Source organism: Pseudomonas sp. MWU13-2862 (assembly GCF_023242495.1).
Classification (GTDB): domain Bacteria; phylum Pseudomonadota; class Gammaproteobacteria; order Pseudomonadales; family Pseudomonadaceae; genus Aquipseudomonas; species Aquipseudomonas gingeri_D.
Genome location: NZ_JALMEZ010000006.1, coordinates 41687 through 61214, shown reverse-complemented (window position 1 = coordinate 61214; position 19528 = coordinate 41687). Strand labels below are relative to the sequence as shown.

Annotated in this window: 22 protein-coding genes; 5 read left to right on the top strand and 17 right to left on the bottom strand. The window is 62.6% G+C overall.

All coding sequences use genetic code 11. The annotated features are described in order from the left end of the window. The first annotated feature begins 25 nt into the window (after positions 1-25). The 3 genes from holA to M5C56_RS12630 all read left to right on the top strand — a co-directional run bounded on the left by holA (position 26) and on the right by M5C56_RS12630 (position 2705). Positions 26-1063, top strand: coding sequence for a DNA polymerase III subunit delta (holA, locus tag M5C56_RS12640; protein ID WP_103495819.1), 1038 nt, complete (start codon positions 26-28; stop codon positions 1061-1063). 90 nt (positions 1064-1153) lie between these two features. Beyond that, positions 1154-1315: an alternative ribosome rescue factor ArfA gene (gene arfA, locus M5C56_RS12635; RefSeq protein ID WP_103495818.1), complete on the top strand. Its 162-nt coding sequence runs from the start codon at positions 1154-1156 to the stop codon at positions 1313-1315. A 79-nt stretch (positions 1316-1394) separates the two neighbouring features. After that, positions 1395-2705 carry a lytic murein transglycosylase gene (locus M5C56_RS12630; protein ID WP_103495817.1) on the top strand — a complete coding sequence of 437 codons (1311 nt, stop codon included), beginning with the start codon at positions 1395-1397 and terminating at the stop codon, positions 2703-2705. An 82-nt stretch (positions 2706-2787) separates the two neighbouring features. Here the strand turns inward: M5C56_RS12630 and M5C56_RS12625 are convergent, their stop codons facing one another. The 13 genes from M5C56_RS12625 to M5C56_RS12565 all read right to left on the bottom strand — a co-directional run bounded on the left by M5C56_RS12625 (position 2788) and on the right by M5C56_RS12565 (position 15228). After that, positions 2788-3744 (bottom strand): LD-carboxypeptidase, encoded by a 957-nt coding sequence (locus M5C56_RS12625; protein WP_103495816.1) that lies wholly within the window; start codon positions 3742-3744, stop codon positions 2788-2790. 3 nt (positions 3745-3747) lie between these two features. Then, entirely contained in the window at positions 3748-4773 is a 1026-nt protein-coding gene (gene lipA, locus M5C56_RS12620; protein ID WP_103495815.1) for a lipoyl synthase, read from the bottom strand. 1 nt (position 4774) lies between these two features. After that, positions 4775-5425, bottom strand: coding sequence for a lipoyl(octanoyl) transferase LipB (lipB, locus tag M5C56_RS12615; protein WP_103495814.1), 651 nt, complete (start codon positions 5423-5425; stop codon positions 4775-4777). After that, positions 5425-5700 carry a DUF493 domain-containing protein gene (locus M5C56_RS12610; RefSeq protein ID WP_103495864.1) on the bottom strand — a complete coding sequence of 92 codons (276 nt, stop codon included), beginning with the start codon at positions 5698-5700 and terminating at the stop codon, positions 5425-5427. The genes lipB and M5C56_RS12610 overlap by 1 nt, the downstream gene beginning before the upstream one ends. Before the next feature lie 96 nt (positions 5701-5796). After that, a complete protein-coding gene (locus M5C56_RS12605) occupies positions 5797-6960 on the bottom strand; it encodes a D-alanyl-D-alanine carboxypeptidase family protein (RefSeq protein WP_103495813.1) in 1164 nt (387 codons plus the stop codon). A 181-nt stretch (positions 6961-7141) separates the two neighbouring features. Beyond that, on the bottom strand, positions 7142-8158 hold the full coding sequence (locus tag M5C56_RS12600; RefSeq protein WP_103495812.1) for a septal ring lytic transglycosylase RlpA family protein: 1017 nt from the start codon (positions 8156-8158) through the stop codon (positions 7142-7144). After that, positions 8158-9168, bottom strand: coding sequence for a lytic murein transglycosylase B (gene mltB, locus M5C56_RS12595; RefSeq protein ID WP_103495811.1), 1011 nt, complete (start codon positions 9166-9168; stop codon positions 8158-8160). Before mltB ends, M5C56_RS12600 begins: the two co-directional genes overlap by 1 nt. 17 nt (positions 9169-9185) lie before the next feature. Then, positions 9186-10289: a rod shape-determining protein RodA gene (gene rodA, locus M5C56_RS12590; protein ID WP_177099602.1), complete on the bottom strand. Its 1104-nt coding sequence runs from the start codon at positions 10287-10289 to the stop codon at positions 9186-9188. A gap of 38 nt (positions 10290-10327) precedes the next feature. Beyond that, the gene (mrdA, locus tag M5C56_RS12585; RefSeq protein ID WP_103495810.1) at positions 10328-12214 is read right to left on the bottom strand and encodes a penicillin-binding protein 2; all 1887 of its coding nucleotides are present in this window, start codon (positions 12212-12214) and stop codon (positions 10328-10330) included. Between the two features lie 9 nt (positions 12215-12223). Further along, complete coding sequence (gene rlmH / locus M5C56_RS12580) at positions 12224-12691, bottom strand: 23S rRNA (pseudouridine(1915)-N(3))-methyltransferase RlmH (RefSeq protein ID WP_040071182.1); 468 nt, start codon at positions 12689-12691, stop codon at positions 12224-12226. Positions 12692-12700: 9 nt separating this feature from the next. Next, entirely contained in the window at positions 12701-13195 is a 495-nt protein-coding gene (rsfS, locus tag M5C56_RS12575) for a ribosome silencing factor (RefSeq protein ID WP_103495809.1), read from the bottom strand. A gap of 70 nt (positions 13196-13265) precedes the next feature. After that, a complete protein-coding gene (nadD, locus tag M5C56_RS12570) occupies positions 13266-13940 on the bottom strand; it encodes a nicotinate-nucleotide adenylyltransferase (RefSeq protein ID WP_247263181.1) in 675 nt (224 codons plus the stop codon). Between the two features lie 16 nt (positions 13941-13956). After that, positions 13957-15228, bottom strand: coding sequence for a glutamate-5-semialdehyde dehydrogenase (locus M5C56_RS12565; protein WP_103495807.1), 1272 nt, complete (start codon positions 15226-15228; stop codon positions 13957-13959). A 181-nt stretch (positions 15229-15409) separates the two neighbouring features. Here M5C56_RS12565 and M5C56_RS12560 point away from each other — a divergent pair, with 181 nt between their 5' ends. Beyond that, positions 15410-16096, top strand: coding sequence for a DNA-3-methyladenine glycosylase (locus M5C56_RS12560; RefSeq protein WP_103495806.1), 687 nt, complete (start codon positions 15410-15412; stop codon positions 16094-16096). Between the two features lie 34 nt (positions 16097-16130). Next, positions 16131-17447 (top strand): bifunctional DedA family/phosphatase PAP2 family protein, encoded by a 1317-nt coding sequence (locus M5C56_RS12555; protein WP_103495805.1) that lies wholly within the window; start codon positions 16131-16133, stop codon positions 17445-17447. On the opposite strand, the gene M5C56_RS12550 is transcribed toward M5C56_RS12555, so the two are convergent. The 4 genes from M5C56_RS12550 to M5C56_RS12535 form a co-directional block, all read right to left on the bottom strand. Continuing rightward, positions 17441-17674 (bottom strand): cold shock domain-containing protein, encoded by a 234-nt coding sequence (locus M5C56_RS12550; RefSeq protein WP_103495804.1) that lies wholly within the window; start codon positions 17672-17674, stop codon positions 17441-17443. The genes M5C56_RS12555 and M5C56_RS12550 overlap by 7 nt on opposite strands. A gap of 101 nt (positions 17675-17775) precedes the next feature. After that, positions 17776-18024, bottom strand: coding sequence for a cold-shock protein (locus M5C56_RS12545; protein ID WP_103495803.1), 249 nt, complete (start codon positions 18022-18024; stop codon positions 17776-17778). 184 nt (positions 18025-18208) lie between these two features. Next, positions 18209-18799, bottom strand: coding sequence for an LON peptidase substrate-binding domain-containing protein (locus M5C56_RS12540; RefSeq protein ID WP_103495802.1), 591 nt, complete (start codon positions 18797-18799; stop codon positions 18209-18211). A 10-nt stretch (positions 18800-18809) separates the two neighbouring features. After that, positions 18810-19526: an LrgB family protein gene (locus M5C56_RS12535; RefSeq protein WP_103495801.1), complete on the bottom strand. Its 717-nt coding sequence runs from the start codon at positions 19524-19526 to the stop codon at positions 18810-18812. Positions 19527-19528 lie beyond the last annotated feature (2 nt).

The window sequence follows — 19528 nt, the reverse complement described above, 5'->3', positions numbered from 1 at the left end:
CTGGGCGCCCCGCCGTTGCCCGCCTATGAAACTCGCCCCCGCCCAACTCGCCAAACACCTGCAAGGCAGCCTTGCGCCGGTCTACGTCATCAGCGGCGACGATCCGCTGCTGTGCCAGGAAGCCGCCGACGCCATTCGTAGTGCCGCTCGCCAACAGGGTTTCGACGAACGCCAGGTGTTCAGCGCCGACGCCAACTTCGACTGGGGCACGCTGCTGCAAGCCGGTGCCAGCATGTCGCTGTTCGCCGAAAAACGCCTGCTGGAACTGCGCCTGCCTTCGGGCAAGCCCGGGGACAAGGGCGCCGCGGCACTGATCGAATACTGCTCGCGTCCGGCCGAAGACACCCTGCTGCTGATCAGCCTGCCCAAGCTCGATGGCAGCGCCCAGAAGACCAAGTGGGGCAAGGCCCTGGTCGAAGGCCAGGACACCCAGTTCATTCAGATCTGGCCGGTGGACGCCGCGCAGCTGCCGCAGTGGATTCGCCAGCGCCTGTCCCAGGCCGGCCTTTCGGCCCAGCAGGACGCGGTGGAACTGATTGCCGCGCGGGTCGAAGGCAACCTGCTGGCCGCTGCCCAGGAAATCGAAAAGCTCAAGCTGATGGCCGAGGGTGGACAGATCACTGTGGAAACGGTGCAGGCGGCTGTGGCCGACAGTGCTCGTTTCGATGTGTTTGGCCTGGTGGATGCGGTGCTTAACGGCGAAGCGGCCCATGCCTTGCGGATGCTCGAAGGGTTGCGTGGCGAAGGGGTCGAGCCACCGGTGATTCTCTGGGCCCTGGCCCGGGAACTGCGGCTGCTGGCCAACCTGTCGCTGCAATACAGCCAGGGCACACCGCTGGACAAGGCCTTCAGCCAGGCCCGCCCCCCGGTCTGGGACAAACGCAAGCCGCTGATGAGCAAGGCCCTGCAACGGCACTCGGCGCAACGCTGGAGCCAGCTGTTGCTGGACGCGCAACGCATCGACGCGCAGATCAAGGGTCAGGCGGCGGGCTCCCCATGGAGCAGCCTGAGTCGGCTGAGCCTGTTGATGTGTGGACAACGCCTGGCATTGCCAGCGGAATAACCGCCAGCATAGCCAAATGCCCCCACTGGACAGACACCCGCATCTGCCCGATGATTCGCACTCTTCAACACACCTCAAGAGTGCACGTCCATGAGCAAGCCGTCCCGGCAGCGTCCCAATAAAGCCAAATCCATCATCGCCCAGCCACTGTTCCGCAGCCGTCAGGAACAACCGGCGAAGGGCAAAGGCAGCTACCGCCGCGAAGCCTTCCAGTCTAAAAGCTGGGAGGCTTCTTACTTTCTGGCGGCCTGAAAGCATAGAGCGCCATCACGACTCCACCCCCTCAAGCATGGTAAGGTCAGCACCTGATTCGCATTATCCGGACCCGCGCATGCCCTTTTGCCTTACCCTTCGTCGTCCCCTACGTCGACTGTTCGCCGCCACCAGCTTCATCCTGTTAGTTGCCTGCGCGGAAAAGCCGACCGCCGCCGACGCCGAGCCGCTGCAAACCCTCCCCGCAGCCCCGGTCACCACCCAGCCACAGGTCAATGACGACCTGACGATCCAGCCTGCGCAAAGCTTCGATGAATGGATGTCCGCCTTCCGTATCGAAGCCCTGAGAGCCGGCATCACGCCCGCCATCTTCGATACCGCCTTTGCCGGTGTCACCCCGGACATGAGCGTAATCAAGGCCGACCGCAGCCAGCCGGAGTTCACCCGTCCGGTCTGGGAATACCTCGACGGCGCCCTGTCCCCCGTGCGTGTGCGCAAGGGCCAGGCCCTGCTGGTACAGAACAGCGCGCTGCTGGCGAGCATTGAACAACGTTATGGTGTCGACCGTGAGGCCCTGGTGGCGGTATGGGGCATGGAAAGCAATTTCGGCCAGTTCCAGGGCGACAAGTCGGTGATCCGTTCACTGGCGACCCTGGCCTATGAAGGCCGCCGCCCGGGATTCGCCCAGGCCCAGTTGCTGGCGGCGCTGCAGATTATCCAGCATGGCGATATCCAGCCTGAGCAGATGCTCGGTTCCTGGGCCGGAGCCATGGGCCAGACCCAGTTCATCCCCACCACCTACAACAGCTACGCGGTGGACTTCGACGGTGACGGTCGCCGCGATATCTGGAACGACTCGGCCGATGCGCTGGCCTCCACCGCCAACTACCTGCAAAGCTCCGGCTGGCAGCGTGGGCAGCCGTGGGGACTGGAAGTGGTGCTGCCACAGGCCTTCGACTACGCCCAGGCCGACGGCACGATCCGCAAGACGGTGAACGAGTGGCTGCAAATGGGTATTCGCTTGCCAGCGGGCGCCGTATTGCCAAATGGCTCGGCCTCACTGTCCGCTGCCCTGCTGCTGCCGGCCGGTTATCGCGGCCCGGCGTTCCTGGTGCTGGATAACTTCCGCGCCATCCTCAAGTACAACAATTCGTCGTCCTATGGGCTGGCGGTGGGCTTGTTGTCCCAACGCTTCGGTGGTGCGGGTCTGATTCGTGGCGACTGGCCGAAGGATGACCTGCCGTTGAGCCGTTCCGAGCGGATCGAGTTGCAGACCCTGCTCAGCACCAAGGGTTATGACGCAGGCAATCCCGATGGGATTATCGGGGCGAATACCCGCAAGGCGATTCGTGGGGCCCAGCAAGTGTTGGGCTGGCCGGCGGATGGCTATCCGAATCACAAGCTGCTGGAGAGCTTGCGTAGCCGGTAGAAGCGCACTGCCCCCTGTAGGAGCTGGCTTGCCGGCTCCTACAAGGAATCTGATCAGCCGTGAGATTGTGGATAAAACCAGGTTATTCGGCGCGCACCACATCCTGCTCCAACACCAGCTGCCGCGCATCGGCATCCAACCTCACCTGCGCCCCCAGCGGCAACGTCAGGTTCGGGTCGCAATGCCCGCTGCGCCAACCCGCCAGCACCGGAATGCCCAAGGGCCCCAGCTCTTGCTTGAGCAAGCGCGCCAGCGCATCCGGGTCGACCCCGGCAAAATCCCCCACCAACACGCCCCTCAGGCCTTCCAGTTTGCCCGCCAGGCGCAGGTGTGTGAGTAACCGGTCAACCCGGTACAGCGGCTCATTGACGTCCTCGATCAGCAGGATCAAGCCATTGGTGTCGATTTCATAGGGCGTGCCCAGCGTGGAGCAGATCAACGACAGGTTGCCGCCTTGCAAGCGCCCCGAGGCGGCGCCCGGAACCACGGTGGTCAGTGGAAACGCCGCGGGATGCTCGAACACGCTACCCGCGCGCACCTGCCCGGTCAGCAGGTTGAACAACGAGGACTCGGTCGGCGGCAGCTTGTCCCCGAGCAGATCCGCATTGAACAACGGTCCATGAAAGGTCATAAACCCCGCATAACGGGCAATCGCCAGGTGCAGCGCAGTGATATCGCTGTAACCGACCAAGGCTTTTGGATGTTTTTTAAGTAATTCGAAATCAATGTCGTCCAACAGACGCGGACAACCATAACCCCCGCGCAGGCAGAGAATCACATCGATTTCAGGATCGGCAAAGGCGTCGTGCAAGTCGCGCAGGCGGACTTCATCACTGCCGGCCAGGTAACCGTCCCGTTGCGAGACACCCGGAAAGATCCGCAGCTCATAGCCGCGGGCCTGAACCCACGCCTGCGCCCTGAGCACGTCAAGGGCAGCAGGACCGGCCGGGGCGATCAAACCGATCACCCCGCCCTGCCGTAGCGCCGGCACCGCGCTCTGGACCTGATAGGAAGCCTGCACGGGTCGACGACGGTTCAAGGGTTACGCTCCCAGCAGTTCAGCCTTGACCAGCTTGGCCTGCTCGTCGGCATGGTAGGACGAACGCACCAACGGCCCGGAAGCCACGTTCTTGAAGCCCATCTTGTAGCCTTCCTCGGCGAACCAGGCGAAGACGTCCGGGTGCACGAAACGCTGCACCGGCAAGTGGCTGCGGGACGGCTGCAGGTACTGGCCGAGGGTCAGCATGTCGATGTCGTGCTCGCGCATGCGCTGCATGACTTCGATGACTTCCTCGTCGGTTTCGCCCAGGCCCAGCATCAAGCCGGACTTGGTCGGAATGTGCGGCATCATCTGCTTGAAGCGTTGCAGCAGGGTCAGCGACCACTGGTAGTCGGAACCCGGGCGCGCGGCCTTGTACAGGCGTGGCACGGTTTCCAGGTTGTGGTTGAACACATCCGGCGGCTCGGCGGCGGTGATTTCCAGCGCGATGTCCATGCGCCCACGGTAGTCGGGGACCAGGGTCTCGAGCTGCACGTTCGGCGACAGCTTGCGGATCTCGCGGATGCAGTCGGCGAAGTGCTGGGCACCGCCGTCACGCAGGTCGTCACGATCCACGGAGGTGATCACCACGTACTTCAGGCGCAGGTCGGCGATGGCAATGGCCAGGCTTTGCGGCTCGTTGACGTCCAGGGGCTTCGGCCGGCCGTGGCCGACGTCGCAGAACGGGCAACGACGGGTGCAGATATCACCCATGATCATGAAGGTCGCGGTACCGCCGCTGAAGCACTCGCCCAGGTTCGGGCAGGAAGCCTCTTCACAGACGCTGTGCAGCTTGTGCTTGCGCAGCAATTGCTTGATACGGTCGACTTCCGGCGAAACCGGGATGCGCACGCGGATCCAGTCGGGTTTCTTCGGCAGTTCGGTGGTCGGAATGATCTTCACCGGGATACGTGCGACTTTCTCGGCGCCACGCAGCTTGACGCCGGTTTCGACTTTCGCACGGGCCGGGCGCTCGGAAACGTCCAGCGCCGGGATCAGGGTTTGCACAGCGTCTTGCGCAGTAGTCATATCAATCGATTCCGCCCGTGAGGGTCGTCTGCTCAGCATAGTCGAGGTGTTTGACGAGCTGCGCGCGCAGCCGGGCACTTACCTCGGCAAATTCAATCGGTCCTGTGTGGTCGCGCAGCTGGGTCATCGCCAGCCCCGCATAACCGCAGGGGTTAATCCGTCGAAACGGCCCAAGGTCCATGTCGACATTCAGCGCCAGGCCATGGAACGAACAGCCGTTGCGAATCCGCAGGCCCAAGGAGGCGATCTTCGCCCCGTCGACATACACGCCGGGGGCGTCGGCCTTGGCCTCGGCGTTCACGCCATAGCCGGCCAACAGATCGATCAGGCAACGCTCCATCCGGCTGACCAGTTCGCGCACGCCAAAACCCAGGCGGCGAACATCCAGCAACAGATAGGCCACCAGTTGGCCGGGGCCATGATAAGTCACCTGGCCGCCGCGATCGACCTTGACCACCGGAATATCTCCCGGCAGCAGCACATGCTCGGCCTTGCCGGCCTGGCCCTGGGTGAACACCGACGGATGCTGCACCAGCCAGATTTCGTCCGGTGCGTCCGCGTTCTTGCGCCCATCGGTAAAACGCTGCATGGCATGCCAGACCGGCTCGTAAGGGGTCTGGCCGAGCTCGCGAAAGCCCAGCACACCGCCCATCACAGCACCATGTGCACGAAACCGGTGGCCCGCAACTCGCTGTTGATGTCGTACAGCTGGTCCTGGCCAGTGGCCACGATATGCAGCTGGATCGTGGTGTACTTGCCGTTGGTGCTCTGGCGCTCGTCCACCCGGTTATCGTTGATCGTGGCGTGTTTCTTGACGATCTCGAGGATCTTGTCCTTGTTGCCCACACCCGTGTCGCTGATGACCTTGACCGGGTAGTCGGTAACGGGGAATTCGATTTTCGGTGCTTTTACTTCAGTGTCTGTCATGACAATAACGGCCTCGTAAGCCCAGGCAACGGACATACCTCACGCCCGGGTCAGGCGCGAGGTACGCAAATCGACACTTTCTGTTAGCGGTCGACCTCAGTTGAACATGCCGTAGAAGAACATACGGATGCTGTCCCACAGGCGACGGAAGATACCACCTTCCTCGACCGCGTCCAGCGCGATCAGATCGGCGCTGTGTACCACTTTGTCGTCCAGTTTGACTTCGACTTTACCGATCACGTCACCCTTGGCAATCGGTGCGACCAGTTTCGGGTTCATGGTCATGCTGGCGGCGAGCTTCTTCAGCTGGCCTTTAGGCATGGTCATGGTCAGGTCTTCGGCCAGGCCGGCCTTGACCTGGTGGGTGGTGCCTTTCCAGACCGGTGCCTGGGCCAGTTCGGTGCCCTTCTGGTAGAAGGTCTGGGTTTCGAAGAAACGGAAACCGTAGGTCAGCAGCTTCTGGGTTTCAGAAGCACGTGCCGATTCGCTGTTGGTACCGAACACCACGGCGATCAGGCGCTGGCCGTCACGTACCGCCGAGGCCACCATGCAGTAACCGGCCTCTTCGGTGTGGCCGGTTTTCAGGCCGTCGACCGTTTTGTCGCGCCACAGCAGCAGGTTGCGGTTAGGCTGCTTGATGCCGTTCCAGAAGAACTCTTTCTGCGAGTAGATCGCGTAGTGCACCGGGTCGAGACGAATGATCGCCCGAGCCAGGACCGCCATGTCGTGAGGCGAAGAGTAGTGATCCGGGTTCGGCAAGCCGGTCGGGTTCATGAAGTGGCTGTTGGTCATGCCCAGTTCGCCAGCCGTCTTGTTCATCATGTCGGCGAACGCGTCTTCGCTGCCGGCGATGTGCTCGGACAGCGCCACGGTGGCGTCGTTGCCGGACTGGATGATGATGCCGTGCAGCAGGTCGCTGACGGTCACCTGGGAACCGACCTTGATGAACATCCGCGAGCCGCCGGTGCGCCAGGCGTTTTCGCTGACGGTCACCATATCGTTCTCGCCGATCTGCCCGCGACGGATTTCCTTGGTCGCGATGTAGGCGCTCATCAGTTTGGTCAGGCTGGCCGGGGGCAGGCGCTGGTCGCCATTGTTCTCGACCAGCACGTTGCCGCTGGCGGCATCCATGAGTACATAGGCTTTGGCGGCCAGTTGCGGCGAAGCCGGCAGGGCCATGTCATCGGCGGCCCAGGCGGCAGGCGCAACGATCAGGGGTACAAGCAGGCACAAACGTTTGGCAAAGGTGGTGATGTTCATCCGTCTCTCGAAATCGCTAATGGAAACTTGCCCTCGCGGGCAAAAATAAATCCGGCAGTTTTCCAACTGCCCCGTGTCAGGTTGCTCGCTCCACCACCCTTTCCAGGCTTTTATTATCAAACGAACCAACAACCCAGGACCCGGCCCCTGAAAAGCAGCCTAATCCACAATTGTGCCTGTGTTACTCCGACGTCACCAGACTTGGTGAACCGAGATTGGCCAGACGTACGCTGTTCTGCACTTGCTGGACCTCACCCGGCGTGCCGATCGGCCCCATCCGTACCCGATGCAGGGTCTGCTGGTTGCGCACGATCGAGCTGACGAAGACCGGCGCTTTCACCATCGAGCTTAGCTTCGACCTCAACAGTTCGGCAGCGTCCGGGTTGGCGAAGGCGCCCACCTGGAGATACTGGCCAGAGGCTGGTGCAGAACCGTTTTTTTTTGCGTCAGCCTGTACGGGCACAACGTCGGTGGCGTGTTGCTGCGGTGGCGGCGTCCACTGCTCGATCGTCCCGGTGGACGCGGTCAGGGCTGGAGCCTGGGACTGCGCCACTTGCGGTTCGTTGAGCATCAGCGGCGCCGGCCGCCCCTTCTGGGCCCACCATTCCTGCGGGTCGATGCCCTCGACCTTGACCCGCGCCGTGCCGATCTCGGCATAACCGAGCTTTTTCGCGGCGGCGTAGGACAGGTCGATGATCCGATCCGAATAGAACGGCCCGCGGTCGTTGACCCGCAAGATCACGCTGCGGTTGTTGTCCAGGTTGGTCACCCGCACATAGCTGGGCAACGGCAGGGTCTTGTGCGCGGCACTCATGCCATACAGGTCATAGACCTCGCCATTGGCGGTGTTCTGGCCATGGAACTTGGTGCCGTACCAAGACGCCGTGCCCTGGGCCACGTAGCGCTTGGAGTCGGTCAGCGGGAAATAGGTCTTGCCCAGCACCGTGTAGGGGTTGGCCTTGTACGGCCCGGTGTGCAAGGTCGGCGTGGCATCCGGGATCCGCGACACATCGACGTCCCACCACGGCGCGCCGTCTTTATGGGCACGGTTGATGTCCAGGCCCGGCTTGGCGCGGATGGCATTGGAAGAGGACGACGACTGGTAGGGCGAGCGGCTGGTCGAACAACTGACCACCAGCACCGCCAACGCGGTGTAAGCCAACAGCTTCAGTGGTTTTGGAATCGGCAAAGCCTGCATTACTTGACGCCCCGTGCTTGGACCAACAGGTCAGACAGCTGATGCACGGCCATGGCGTACATTACGCTGCGGTTATAGCGCGTGATCGCATAAAAATTCTTCAGGCCCATCCAATATTCCGGGCCATTGTCGCCGTCCAGGCGAAACGCCGTCACTGGCATATCATCGCGCAACGCATCATGACTCGACCAGCCCAGCGCCCGCAACTCCCCAACGGTCTTGACCGGCTCGAGACCCGGGCTCAGGCCCTGGTCGACCTGGTCGCCGCGCACATCCGCGCGGCTGACCACCAGTTCCCCGGCGACCCAGCCGTGGCGCTTGAAATAGCTGGCCACGCTGCCGATGGCGTCGTCGGCGTTGGTCCAGATATTGATATGGCCGGTGCCGTCGAAATCCACCGCATAGGCGCGAAAACTGCTCGGCATGAACTGCGGCAGGCCCATGGCTCCGGCGTAGGAGCCCTTGAGGCTCAGCGGGTCGAGCTGCTCTTCACGGGCCAGCAGGAGGAATTCACGCAACTCCTTGCGGAAAAAATCGGCCCGCGGCGGATAGTCGAAGCCCAGGGTCGACAAGGCGTCGATCACCCGGTAATTGCCGGTGTTACGGCCAAAAAAGGTTTCCACGCCGATGATCGAGACAATCACCTGGGCCGGCACGCCGTATTCCTGCTCGGCACGGGCCAGGGCCGCTTCATGCTGGCGCCAGAAGTCGACGCCGCGGGCCACCCGCGCCTCGGTGATAAAGATCGGCCGGTATTCCTTCCACGGCTTGACCCGTTCCGCCGGGCGGGAAATCGCGTCGAGAATGCTCTGCTTGCGTTCGACCTGACGGAACACCTCCATCAGTTGCTCACCGGCAAAGCCGTAGTCGCGGGTCATTTCCGCGACGAACTGGGCCACTTGCGGCGAACCTTCGTAGTCACCGGCCAGCGCGCCCGTTCCTGCCCCCAGACAGCCGACCAGGCCTATCCAGGGCGCACACCGAGCCGCCCAACCGCGCAATACTTGCATTGAATTGTTCACCTTGCTCAAACCTGTGCGATCCACTTGCGGTGGGTATGGATCGACATCAAAACCCCAAACGCTGACAGCAGTGTCACCAGCGAAGTTCCGCCATAGCTAATGAATGGCAACGGTACCCCCACCACCGGCAGCAGACCGCTGACCATACCGATGTTGACGAAAACATACACAAAAAACGTCATGGTCAGGCTGCCGGCCAGCAGTTTGCCGAACAGCGTCTGGGCCTGGGCGGTAATCACCAGCCCGCGCCCGATCAGCAGCAGGTAGAGCAGCAGCAAGGCGCAAATACCCACCAGGCCGAACTCTTCGCCCATCACCGCGATAATGAAATCGGTATGGCTTTCCGGCAGGAAGTCCAGGTGCGACTGGGTGCCCAGCAGCCAGCCCTTGCCGAATACACCACCGGAACCGATGGCGGCCTTGGACTGGATGATATTCCAGCCGGTGCCCAGCGGATCGCTTTCCGGGTCGAGGAAGGTCAGGATCCGCTGTTTCTGGTAGTCGTGCATGATAAAGAACCACATGCCCACCGCCACCGGTATAGCCGCCGCCAGTACGCTGATGATCCAGCGCCAGCGCAGGCCGCCCATGAACAGCACGAACGCACCGCCGGCCAGGACCAGCAGCGAGGTGCCGAGGTCGGGCTGGCGGACGATCAGGATAAACGGCACGCCGATCAGCATCAGGCTGATGGCCACGTGCTTGAGCTGCGGCGGCAGGGTGCGCTTGGACAGGTACCAGGCGATGGTCGCCGGCATCAGGATCTTCATGAATTCCGACGGTTGGAAGCGGATCACCCCGGGAATATTGATCCAGCGCGTGGCGCCCATGGCGTTGTGCCCCATGACATCCACCACCACCAGCAGCATCACCCCCAGCACGTAGGTCAGTGGCACCCAGCGCGCCATGAAGCGCGGTTCGAGCTGGGCGATGACGAACATCGAGACCAGGCCGATGCCGAAGGAGGTGGCCTGCTTGATCAGCAGGTCCCAGCTCTTGCCGCTGGCCGAATAGAGGACGAACAGGCTACCGGCCGCCAGGGTCAGCAGCAGGACCAGCAAGGGGCCATCAATGTGCATGCGTTGCAACAAGGTGGCCCGGCGGCGCATCACATCTTCACTGGAGAGGATGCGGTCGAAATTGGCGATCAAGGCATCACCTGCAAGGGGGTTGAGTCGGCATATTCGGGTTTGAGCTTGCCATCCGGGCCGAGCAACCAGGCGTCCATGACCTGGCGAACCACCGGCGCGGCGACGCCGGAACCGGACTCACCGTTCTCGACCATCACCGCCACGGCAATTTTCGGGTTGTTGGCCGGGGCGAAGCCGACGAACAGGGCGTGGTCGCGATGACGTTCCTGGACTTTCGAGCGGTCGTACTTCTCGCCCTGCTTGATCGCCACGACCTGGGCGGTCCCGCTCTTGCCGGCGATCAGGTACTGCGAACCGACGGCCGCCTTGCGCGCGGTGCCACGGGCACCGTGCATCACTTGCTGCATACCATGGCTGACCTTGTCCCAATCCGCCTGGTTACGCAGGACGATGTCCGGCATCGGGTCTTTATCCAGCGGTTTCTGGCCTTCGATGGTCTTGGCCAGGTGCGGACGGTTCCACACGCCCTTGTTCGCCACCAACGCCGTGGCCTGGGCCAGTTGCAGGGGCGTGGCCTGCATATAGCCCTGGCCGATGCCGAGGATCAGGGTTTCGCCGGGGAACCAGGCCTGGCGCCGGGTGGTGCGCTTCCATTCGCGCGAAGGCATCAGCCCCGGCGATTCCTCGAACATGTCCAGGGAGACCTTCTGGCCCAGGCCGAACTTGTTCATGTAGGTGGACAGCCGGTCGATGCCCAGCTTGTGGGCCAGGTCATAAAAGTAGGTGTCGTTGGAACGCATGATCGCCGTGTCCAGGTCCACCCAGCCATCGCCGGTGCGGTTCCAGTTGCGGTATTTGTGATCGTAATTGGGCAGTTCGTAGTAACCGGGGTCGAAAACCCGCGTCGTAGCGTTGACCACGCCGCTGTCGAGTCCGGCAATCGCCACCGCCGGCTTGATGGTCGAACCCGGCGGATAAAGGCCGCGCAGCACCCGGTTGAACAGCGGCCGATCGATGGAGTCGCGCAACTCGGCGTAGGCCTTGAAGCCGATCCCGGTGACGAACAGGTTCGGGTCGAAACTCGGTTGGCTGACCATCGCCAGCACCTCGCCGGTGGCCGGGTTCAGCGCTACCACGGCGCCACGGCGACCGCCGAGGGCTTCTTCGGCGGCTTCCTGCAACTTGATGTCCAGACTCAGGACAATGTCCTTGCCCGGCACCGGGTCGGTGCGCTTGAGCACCCGCAGGATACGCCCGCGGGCGTTGGTCTCGACTTCCTCGTAACCCACCTGGCCATGCAGCTCGGCCTCGTAGAAACGCTCGATGCCGGTCTTGCCGATATGGTGGGTGCCGCTGTAGTTCACCGGGTCCAGGGCCTTGAGCTCCGCTTCGTTGATCCGCCCCATATAGCCCACCGAGTGCGCGAAGTGCGCACCCTGGGGATAATGGCGAACCAATTGCGCGACCACCTCGACGCCCGGCAGGCGGAACTGGTTCACGGCCACCCGGGCGATCTGCTCTTCGGTCAACTCGAACAGGATCGGCACCGGCTCGAACGGCCGCCGGCCCTGGCGCACGCGTTTTTCGAAAAGAACACGATCTTCCGGGGTGAGCTGCAGGACCTCCACCAGCACGTCCAGCACCTGGCGCCAGTCCCCCGAACGCTCACGGGTCACGCTCAGGCTGAAGCTGGGCCGGTTATCCGCCACTACAAGGCCATTACGGTCGTAGATCAGGCCACGGCTGGGCGGAATCGACTGGACATGGACGCGGTTGTTTTCCGACTTGGTCGAGTGATAGTCGTACTGGATCACCTGGAGGAAATACAACCGGGCGATCAGCACGCCGATCAGCGCCACCACCACAATTGCGCCGACCACGACACGGTTACGCACCAGACGGGCGTCTTTCTCGTGGTCCTTGAGGCGAATCGGCTGGGTCATTCGGCAGGCTTATTTATGGTAAGGATGCCCGGACAGCACGGTCCAGGCGCGATACAGCTGTTCACCGATCAGGATCCGCACCAAGGGGTGCGGCAAGGTCAGCGGCGACAGCGACCAGCGCTGATCGGCCCGCGCACAGACTTCCGGCGCCAGCCCCTCGGGACCGCCGACCATGAAGTTGACCGTGCGCGAATCCAGCCGCCAGCGATCCAGCTCGACCGCCAACTGCTCGGTGCTCCACGGCTTGCCATGGACCTCCAGCGTGACGATCCGCTCGTTCGGACCGACCTTGGCCAGCATCGCTTCGCCTTCCTGACGGATAAAACGCGTCACGTCGGCGTTCTTGCCCCGGGTATTGAGCGGAATTTCCACCAGTTCCAGCGCCAGTTCGGATGGCAGACGCTTGGCATACTCGTGCCAACCCTCTTCCACCCACTTGGGCATGCGTGAACCGACAGCAATCAGGCGCAGGCGCACAACGCCACCTTATTCCTGGTCTTTGTTGAGCTTGATGAAATGCTCATGGGTGTTTTCCGGGCTGTGGTGCGCGGCGCTGGCCGAACGGCTCTGCTCGGCACCCTGCCACAAACGCTCCAGGTCATAGAACTGGCGAGCGCTGGCGGTCATCATGTGGACGATCACGTCGTCCATATCCAACAGTACCCAGTCGCTGTCACCCTTGCCTTCTTCACCCAGCGGCTTGATGCCCAGGGCCTTGACCGCTTCGCGGACCTTGTCCAGCATCGCGCCGATCTGGCGGTTGGAGGTACCGGTGGCGATGATCATGAAGTCGGTGATGCTCTGCTTTTCACGAACGTCGATCACCAGGATGTCCTGGCCCTTGACGTCTTCCAGGGCGGCTACGGCAATCTTGACCAGCTCTTCACCCTTGAGGGGCTCACCGCTGAGGACTTTCTCCGGCAGCGGAGCACTCTTGAACGTGCCTTTGCGCTTTACTTTGTTTACGTCGTTGTTGGTCATAAAAAACTCGTTTTGCTCATATGTTCGGGCGCTTCAATACACGACTATTCGTGCTTTCAAGCGCGCCGTTTCAGTTCGACGCACGGTACAGCCCGTGCGCATCGATATAGGCCAGGACCGCGTCAGGCACCAGGTAACGTACCGACTTACCGCTGGCCAGCAGTTGACGGATCTGGGTGGCCGACACCGCGAGAGGTGTCTGCCAGACGAATGTAATATGCCCGCCAGGCCCCGGCAGGGCCTTCGGGTCGCTGACCGACCGCGCGGCCAGCAGATTGCGCAAGGCATCCGGCGGTTCGCTGTCGGCATCCGGGCGTTGCAGCACCAGGATATGGCAATGCTGGAGCAATTCTTCCCAGCGGTGCCACGTGGGCAGGCCGCAAAATGCGTCCCAGCCCAACAACAAGAATAACTGGTCCTCGGCGGCCAGCTCGGCGCGCATCAGTTCCAGGGTGTCGATCGTGTAGGACGGCTTGTCCCGTTGCAGCTCGCGGTCGTCCACCACCAGCGGGCTGACGCCGGCCACCGCGCAATCGACCATGGCCAATCGATCAATGGCCGAGACCTGCGGTGTATCCCGATGGGGCGGCCGGGCACTGGGGGTCAGGCGCAACTCATCGAGGTCCATCAGCTCCGCGACTTCCAGGGCACTGCGCAAATGGCCGATGTGCACCGGGTCGAAGGTTCCGCCGAGCACGCCAATGCGCCGGGGCGGAACCTGGCGCGGGCTGACGACGGCTGGCAGACGTTTACTCACTCGCTCAGACCGCGGCCTGACCGCGCAACTGCCCGTCGCCGACCACGATGTACTTCTCGCAGGTCAGGCCTTCCAGCCCTACCGGGCCGCGGGCGTGCAGCTTATCAGTAGAAATGCCGATCTCGGCACCCAATCCGTATTCGAAGCCGTCGGCGAAGCAGGTCGGGGCATTGAGCATCACCGAACTGGAGTCGACTTCGGCCATGAAGGCCCGGGACTGCGCCAGGTTCTCGGTGACGATGGCGTCGGTATGGTGCGAGCCGTAGTGGTTGATGTGCTCGATGGCCGCGTCCAGCCCGTCGACCACCCGAATCGACAGGATCGGCGCCAGGTATTCGGTGCTCCAGTCTTCTTCGCTGGCGGCGATGGCCTCGATCACCGCCCGGGTCCGCTCGCAACCGCGCAGCTCGACGCCCTTGGTGCGCAGGCGCTCGGCCATGGCCGGGAGAAATTCGGCGGCGACCGCCTTATCCACCAGCAAGGTTTCCATGGCACCGCAGATGCCATAACGGTAGGTCTTGGCGTTGAAGGCGATGTCGCGGGCCTTCGCCAGGTCGGCGTGGGCGCTGACATACACATGGCAGATGCCGTCCAGGTGCTTGATCACCGGCACCCGCGCCTCGCGGCTGACCCGCTCGATCAGGCCCTTGCCACCGCGCGGCACGATCACGTCGACGTACTCGGGCATGCTGATCAGCGCCCCGACGGCGGCGCGGTCGGTAACTTCCACCACCTGCACCACGGCCGCCGGCAGACCGGCTTCGTCCAGGCCGCGCTGGATACAGGCGGCAATGGCGCGGTTGGAATGAATGGCCTCGGAGCCGCCGCGCAGGATGGTCGCGTTACCCGACTTGAGGCACAGGCTGGCCGCATCGATGGTCACGTTCGGCCGCGACTCGTAGATGATGCCGATCACGCCCAGGGGCACGCGCATCTTGCCGACCTGGATCCCCGAAGGCCGGTAGCTCATGTCGCGGATCGCCCCCACCGGGTCCGGCAGGCTCGCCACCTGGCGCAGGCCGACGATCATGCCGTCGATGCGTTCAGGGGTCAGGGCCAGACGTTCAACCAGAGCCGGCTCCAGGCCATTGGCACGGGCGGCGGCCAGATCGAGTTCGTTGGCGGCACTCAGCTCGGCGCGGGCAGCGTCCAGCGCGGCGGCGGCGGCCAGCAGGGCGCGGTTCTTCTGCGCGGTGCTGGCACGGCCGATCACGCGGGAAGCCTCGCGGGCAGCGCGACCCAGACGGGTCATATAGTCGAGAACGGACTCAGTCATGGCTCTTAAGGGGGACTTGGCAAAGAGGAAAGCGGCCGATTATAGCTGTCGCGTCGCCTCACGGACAGCGGTGCCGGGCGGATGGTCGAAATGGAGGACAAATAGTCGCTGTTCAGACGCGATTAAGGCATAAAACGTTATGCTTGCCCCTCGATCAGCCATCAACAGTCTCGCGCCCACGATGTCCAGCCCTACCCCTGCGCCCTTGCCGAACGCCCTGCCCGACGCCTTTTTCGACCGTGATGCGCAGCTGCTCGCCCGTGAATTGCTGGGCAAAGTCGTCCGCCACAAGGTCGGCGATCTCTGGCTGGCAGCGCGGATTATCGAGACCGAAGCCTATTACCTCGAGGAAAAAGGCAGCCATGCCTCCCTCGGCTATACAGAAAAGCGTAAGGCTTTGTTTCTGGATGGCGGACATATCTATATGTATTACTCCCGTGGCGGCGATTCACTGAACTTCAGCGCCCACGGGCCTGGCAACGCGGTGCTGATCAAATCCGCTTATCCGTGGGTCGACGAGCTCTCCGGGCCAGCCAGCCTGGCGCAGATGCTGCTGAACAATCCGGCGACCAATGGCTCCGCGCGCCCGACACAGAAGCTGTGCGCGGGGCAGACCCTGCTGTGCAAGGCCCTCGGACTCAAGGTGCCGATGTGGGACGCCAAGCGCTTCGACCCGCAAGGGCTGGTGGTCGAAGATGTCGGCACCCAGGTGGCGCAGATCATCCAGACCACCCGCCTGGGCATTCCCGGCGGGCGTGACGAACACCTGATGTACCGCTTCGTCGACGCCAGCCATGCAGCGTATTGCACACGGAACCCGCTGCGGCGTGGGCAGGTCGAAGGTCGCGATTATTTACTGCTCGGCTGAATGCTTTTATCTGGCCTGAAAAAGGAAGTCACTCATGGGCCCTTGGCTCGATAGCATCACTGGCTGGCTGACCGCCAACCCACAATGGCTGGGCCTGGCGATTGTCATCGTCGCCTGCCTCGAATGCCTGGCCATCGTCGGCAGCATTGTGCCGGGCACGGTCACGCTGTTCGCCATCGCCGTACTGGCCGGCAGCGGCGCCCTGCCCCTGGGTGAAACCCTGCTGCTGGGGTTTATCGGCGGTTTCCTCGGTGATGTGATCTCCTACACCCTGGGCCGCCGCTTCCACCAGAACATCCGGCGCCTGCCGGGACTGCGCAGTCACCCGCAGTGGATAAGCGGCGCCGAAGGCTATTTCCAACGCTACGGTATCGCCAGCCTGCTGGTGGGACGCTTTATCGGTCCATTGCGCCCGATGCTGCCGATGATCGCTGGCATGTGCGATATGCCGTTGCCGCGTTTTATCGGCGTCAGCCTGATCGCCGGTGCCGGTTGGTCGGTGGTCTACCTGCTGCCGGGCTGGGCCACCGGCGCGGCCATCCGTCTGCCCCTGCCCGAAGGGTTCTGGTCACAGGCCAGCGTGGTCGCCCTCGGGCTCGTCGCCCTGATCGGGCTGTGCATCCATTGCAGCGTGAAGCGTCATCCCCGTACCACCCTGCTGATTTCAGGCTTGAGCCTGGCGTTGCTGATTGGCCTGTTTATCGGCTACCCGCACCTCAAGGCCTTCGACCAGGGCCTGATGGCGCTGGTCCAGGAACATCGCGACCAGGCACTGGACGTGGCGGCGGTGATCGCCACCCGTCTCGGTGACTTCCGCATCCAGTTCATCGTGGCCGGTGTACTCACCGCGCTGCTGTTTCTCGCCCGCCAATGGCGCCAGGGGCTGTTTTTCGGCGCCACCCTGGCGGTGACGGCACTGGGCAATACCGCCGCCAAATACTTCTTCGCGCGGATCCGCCCGGAAGTGCTGGCCGAGCCGATCACCAGTTTCAGCATGCCCAGCGGCCATAGCTCCGGTTCGTTCGCGTTCTTCCTGATGCTCGCAGTATTGGCCGGGCGCGAACAACCGCCACGGATGCGCATGACCTGGCTATTGCTCGGCTGCCTGCCAGCGCTGGTGGTGGCGTCATCACGGGTGTATCTGGGCGCACACTGGCCCACCGACGTCCTGGCCGGCGCCCTGCTCGCCATCGCGGTGCTCGCCGCCAGCCTGAGCCTCAGCCAGCGTTTCATGCCACTACCGGCCATGCCACCCCGGGCCTGGTGGCTGATCCTGCCGGCGGCCGTGGCGATCTATGGGTTTCACGCGCTGTGGCATCTGCAGCATGAGATCGGCCGATACGCCTATTGAAACGTTCCGGACCAATCGCTTTCCACGACCTCAAGATTGATGGCATAGAACTGGCCATCCGCACCCTGGACGACGTCATAGACCACCGTGTCGCCGGCGCGCAACTTCGGCCCGCCGTCGGCAACGGATTTCACATGAAAGAAAAGCTCGCGCCCGTCCACATGTGCGGTGATCACGCCGATCCCGCCCCGGGCGGCGTCATAACGTTCTTCGCCGTGCTTATCCATGACTGTTTCTCCCAAAAAGGAAGACGCGCGCCTGAACGCCGAACGGATAAAGTCCGGTCGTCCAGAGGATGTTTGGACAGCTGTCTCTTCGTCGCAGAAGCTCAAATCACTTGAACGTCGTCCGCCTGCAGACCCTTCTGCCCTTGAACAACTCTGAACCTGACTTTCTGCCCTTCGGCGAGACTTTTAAAACCGCTTCCCGTGATGGACTTGAAATGCACGAAAAGATCCGCGGTTTTATCATCCGGCGAGATAAACCCGAACCCTTTCGCATCATTGAACCACTTGACCGTACCTTCTTTGTGTCCGGAGTGCGGCGTGTGTTCCTTGTGTTCCGTATGCTCTGACATTTCCAATATTCCCAGTCACTGAATGACGCAAAGCTCGTCCGTGGACAACATTCGTCCTGCGAGCTTTCCATATTTCTGCCGTTCAATCCTGGATCCATTGCGCCTGTCGGCGCTACTGTCATTTCTGACAGGTTTTCAGATTATTTTTATATAACGGTTATTCCATGTCATTACATGGGCCCACTCAAGCAAACAACTCGCCTTGCAATTCGTCCAATAACACCTGAATCGCATCCAGGCGCTGTTGAGGATCATCCAGTTCCAACAGGTCGATCTTGTCCAACTCGGAAAACGGCAGCAGATAGGCCAACTGATTGGCCAACGATTGCTGCCCGGTCGCTTCGGCCCCCATGTTCAGGGCCGCGACCATCGGGTGTTCGGCCAGCGCCTTGAGCAGGGCCACCAGGTCTTCGTCCTCGTCCTGCAACGGCTGCTCGGGAACCTCATCCAGCCACTCGACCTCGGCGACCGTCAGCTGATCGCGTTGCAGCTCACTGCTCAGCACGCGGAAACGCCGGCCGCCTTCGACCCGAATGCCCAGCAAGCCGTTGTCCTGCTGCTGGAAATCGCGGATCAACGCTTCACAACCGACCAGGGCAAAGCCCTCCGGCGCATCGCCGACCTCCTGCCCCTCGAGAATGCAGACCACGCCAAAACCGCTGCCCTGTTTCATGCAGCGACTGATCATGTCCAGGTACCGCGCCTCGAAAATCTGCAAATCGAGGATACAACCGGGAAACAGCACGGTGTTCAGGGGAAACAACGCCAGGCTCATAACGATTTCCTTAAACCACCAAAGTTACCGCCAACGGCAGCAAGACTGCCGTGGCCACGCCCATCAGGCTCATCGCCAGCGCCGCGAAGGCGCCGCATTCTTCACTTTCCTGCAAGGCGACCGAGGTCCCCACCGCATGGGCGGTCATGCCCAGGGCCATGCCCCGGGCTTCCGCTGCATGCACACCCAACCGCGTCAGCAACCAGGGCCCGGCAATGGCGCCGATGACCCCGGTGATCAACACGAACACCGCCGCCAGCGCCGCGACGCCACCGATCTGCTCGGCCACCAGCATGGCGATGGGTGAAGTCACCGACTTGGGCAACAGGGTCATCAGGATCATGTGATCGGCCCCGAACAGCCAGCCCAGCAACACCCCCAGGCCTGTCGCCAGTATCCCGCCAATCACCAGCGTAGTAAAAATCGGCCAGAACAACTGCCGGATCCTCCGCAGATTCAGGTACAGCGGCACGGCCAGCGCCACCGTGGCCGGCCCCAGCAGAATACCGAGAATCTCGGTGCTCTTGCGGTACTCGGCATACTCCAGGCCACAGAGCAACAGGATGGCGACCACCAGCACCATCGAGGCCAGGACCGGTTGCAGGAACACCCAGCGGGTCTTCTCGAAACCCGCCAGCACCAGTTGATAGGCGCCAAGGGTAATACCGATGCCGAACAGCGGATGATGGATCACCGACGCCCAGGCCCCCTGCCAGTCGAAGTTCATGG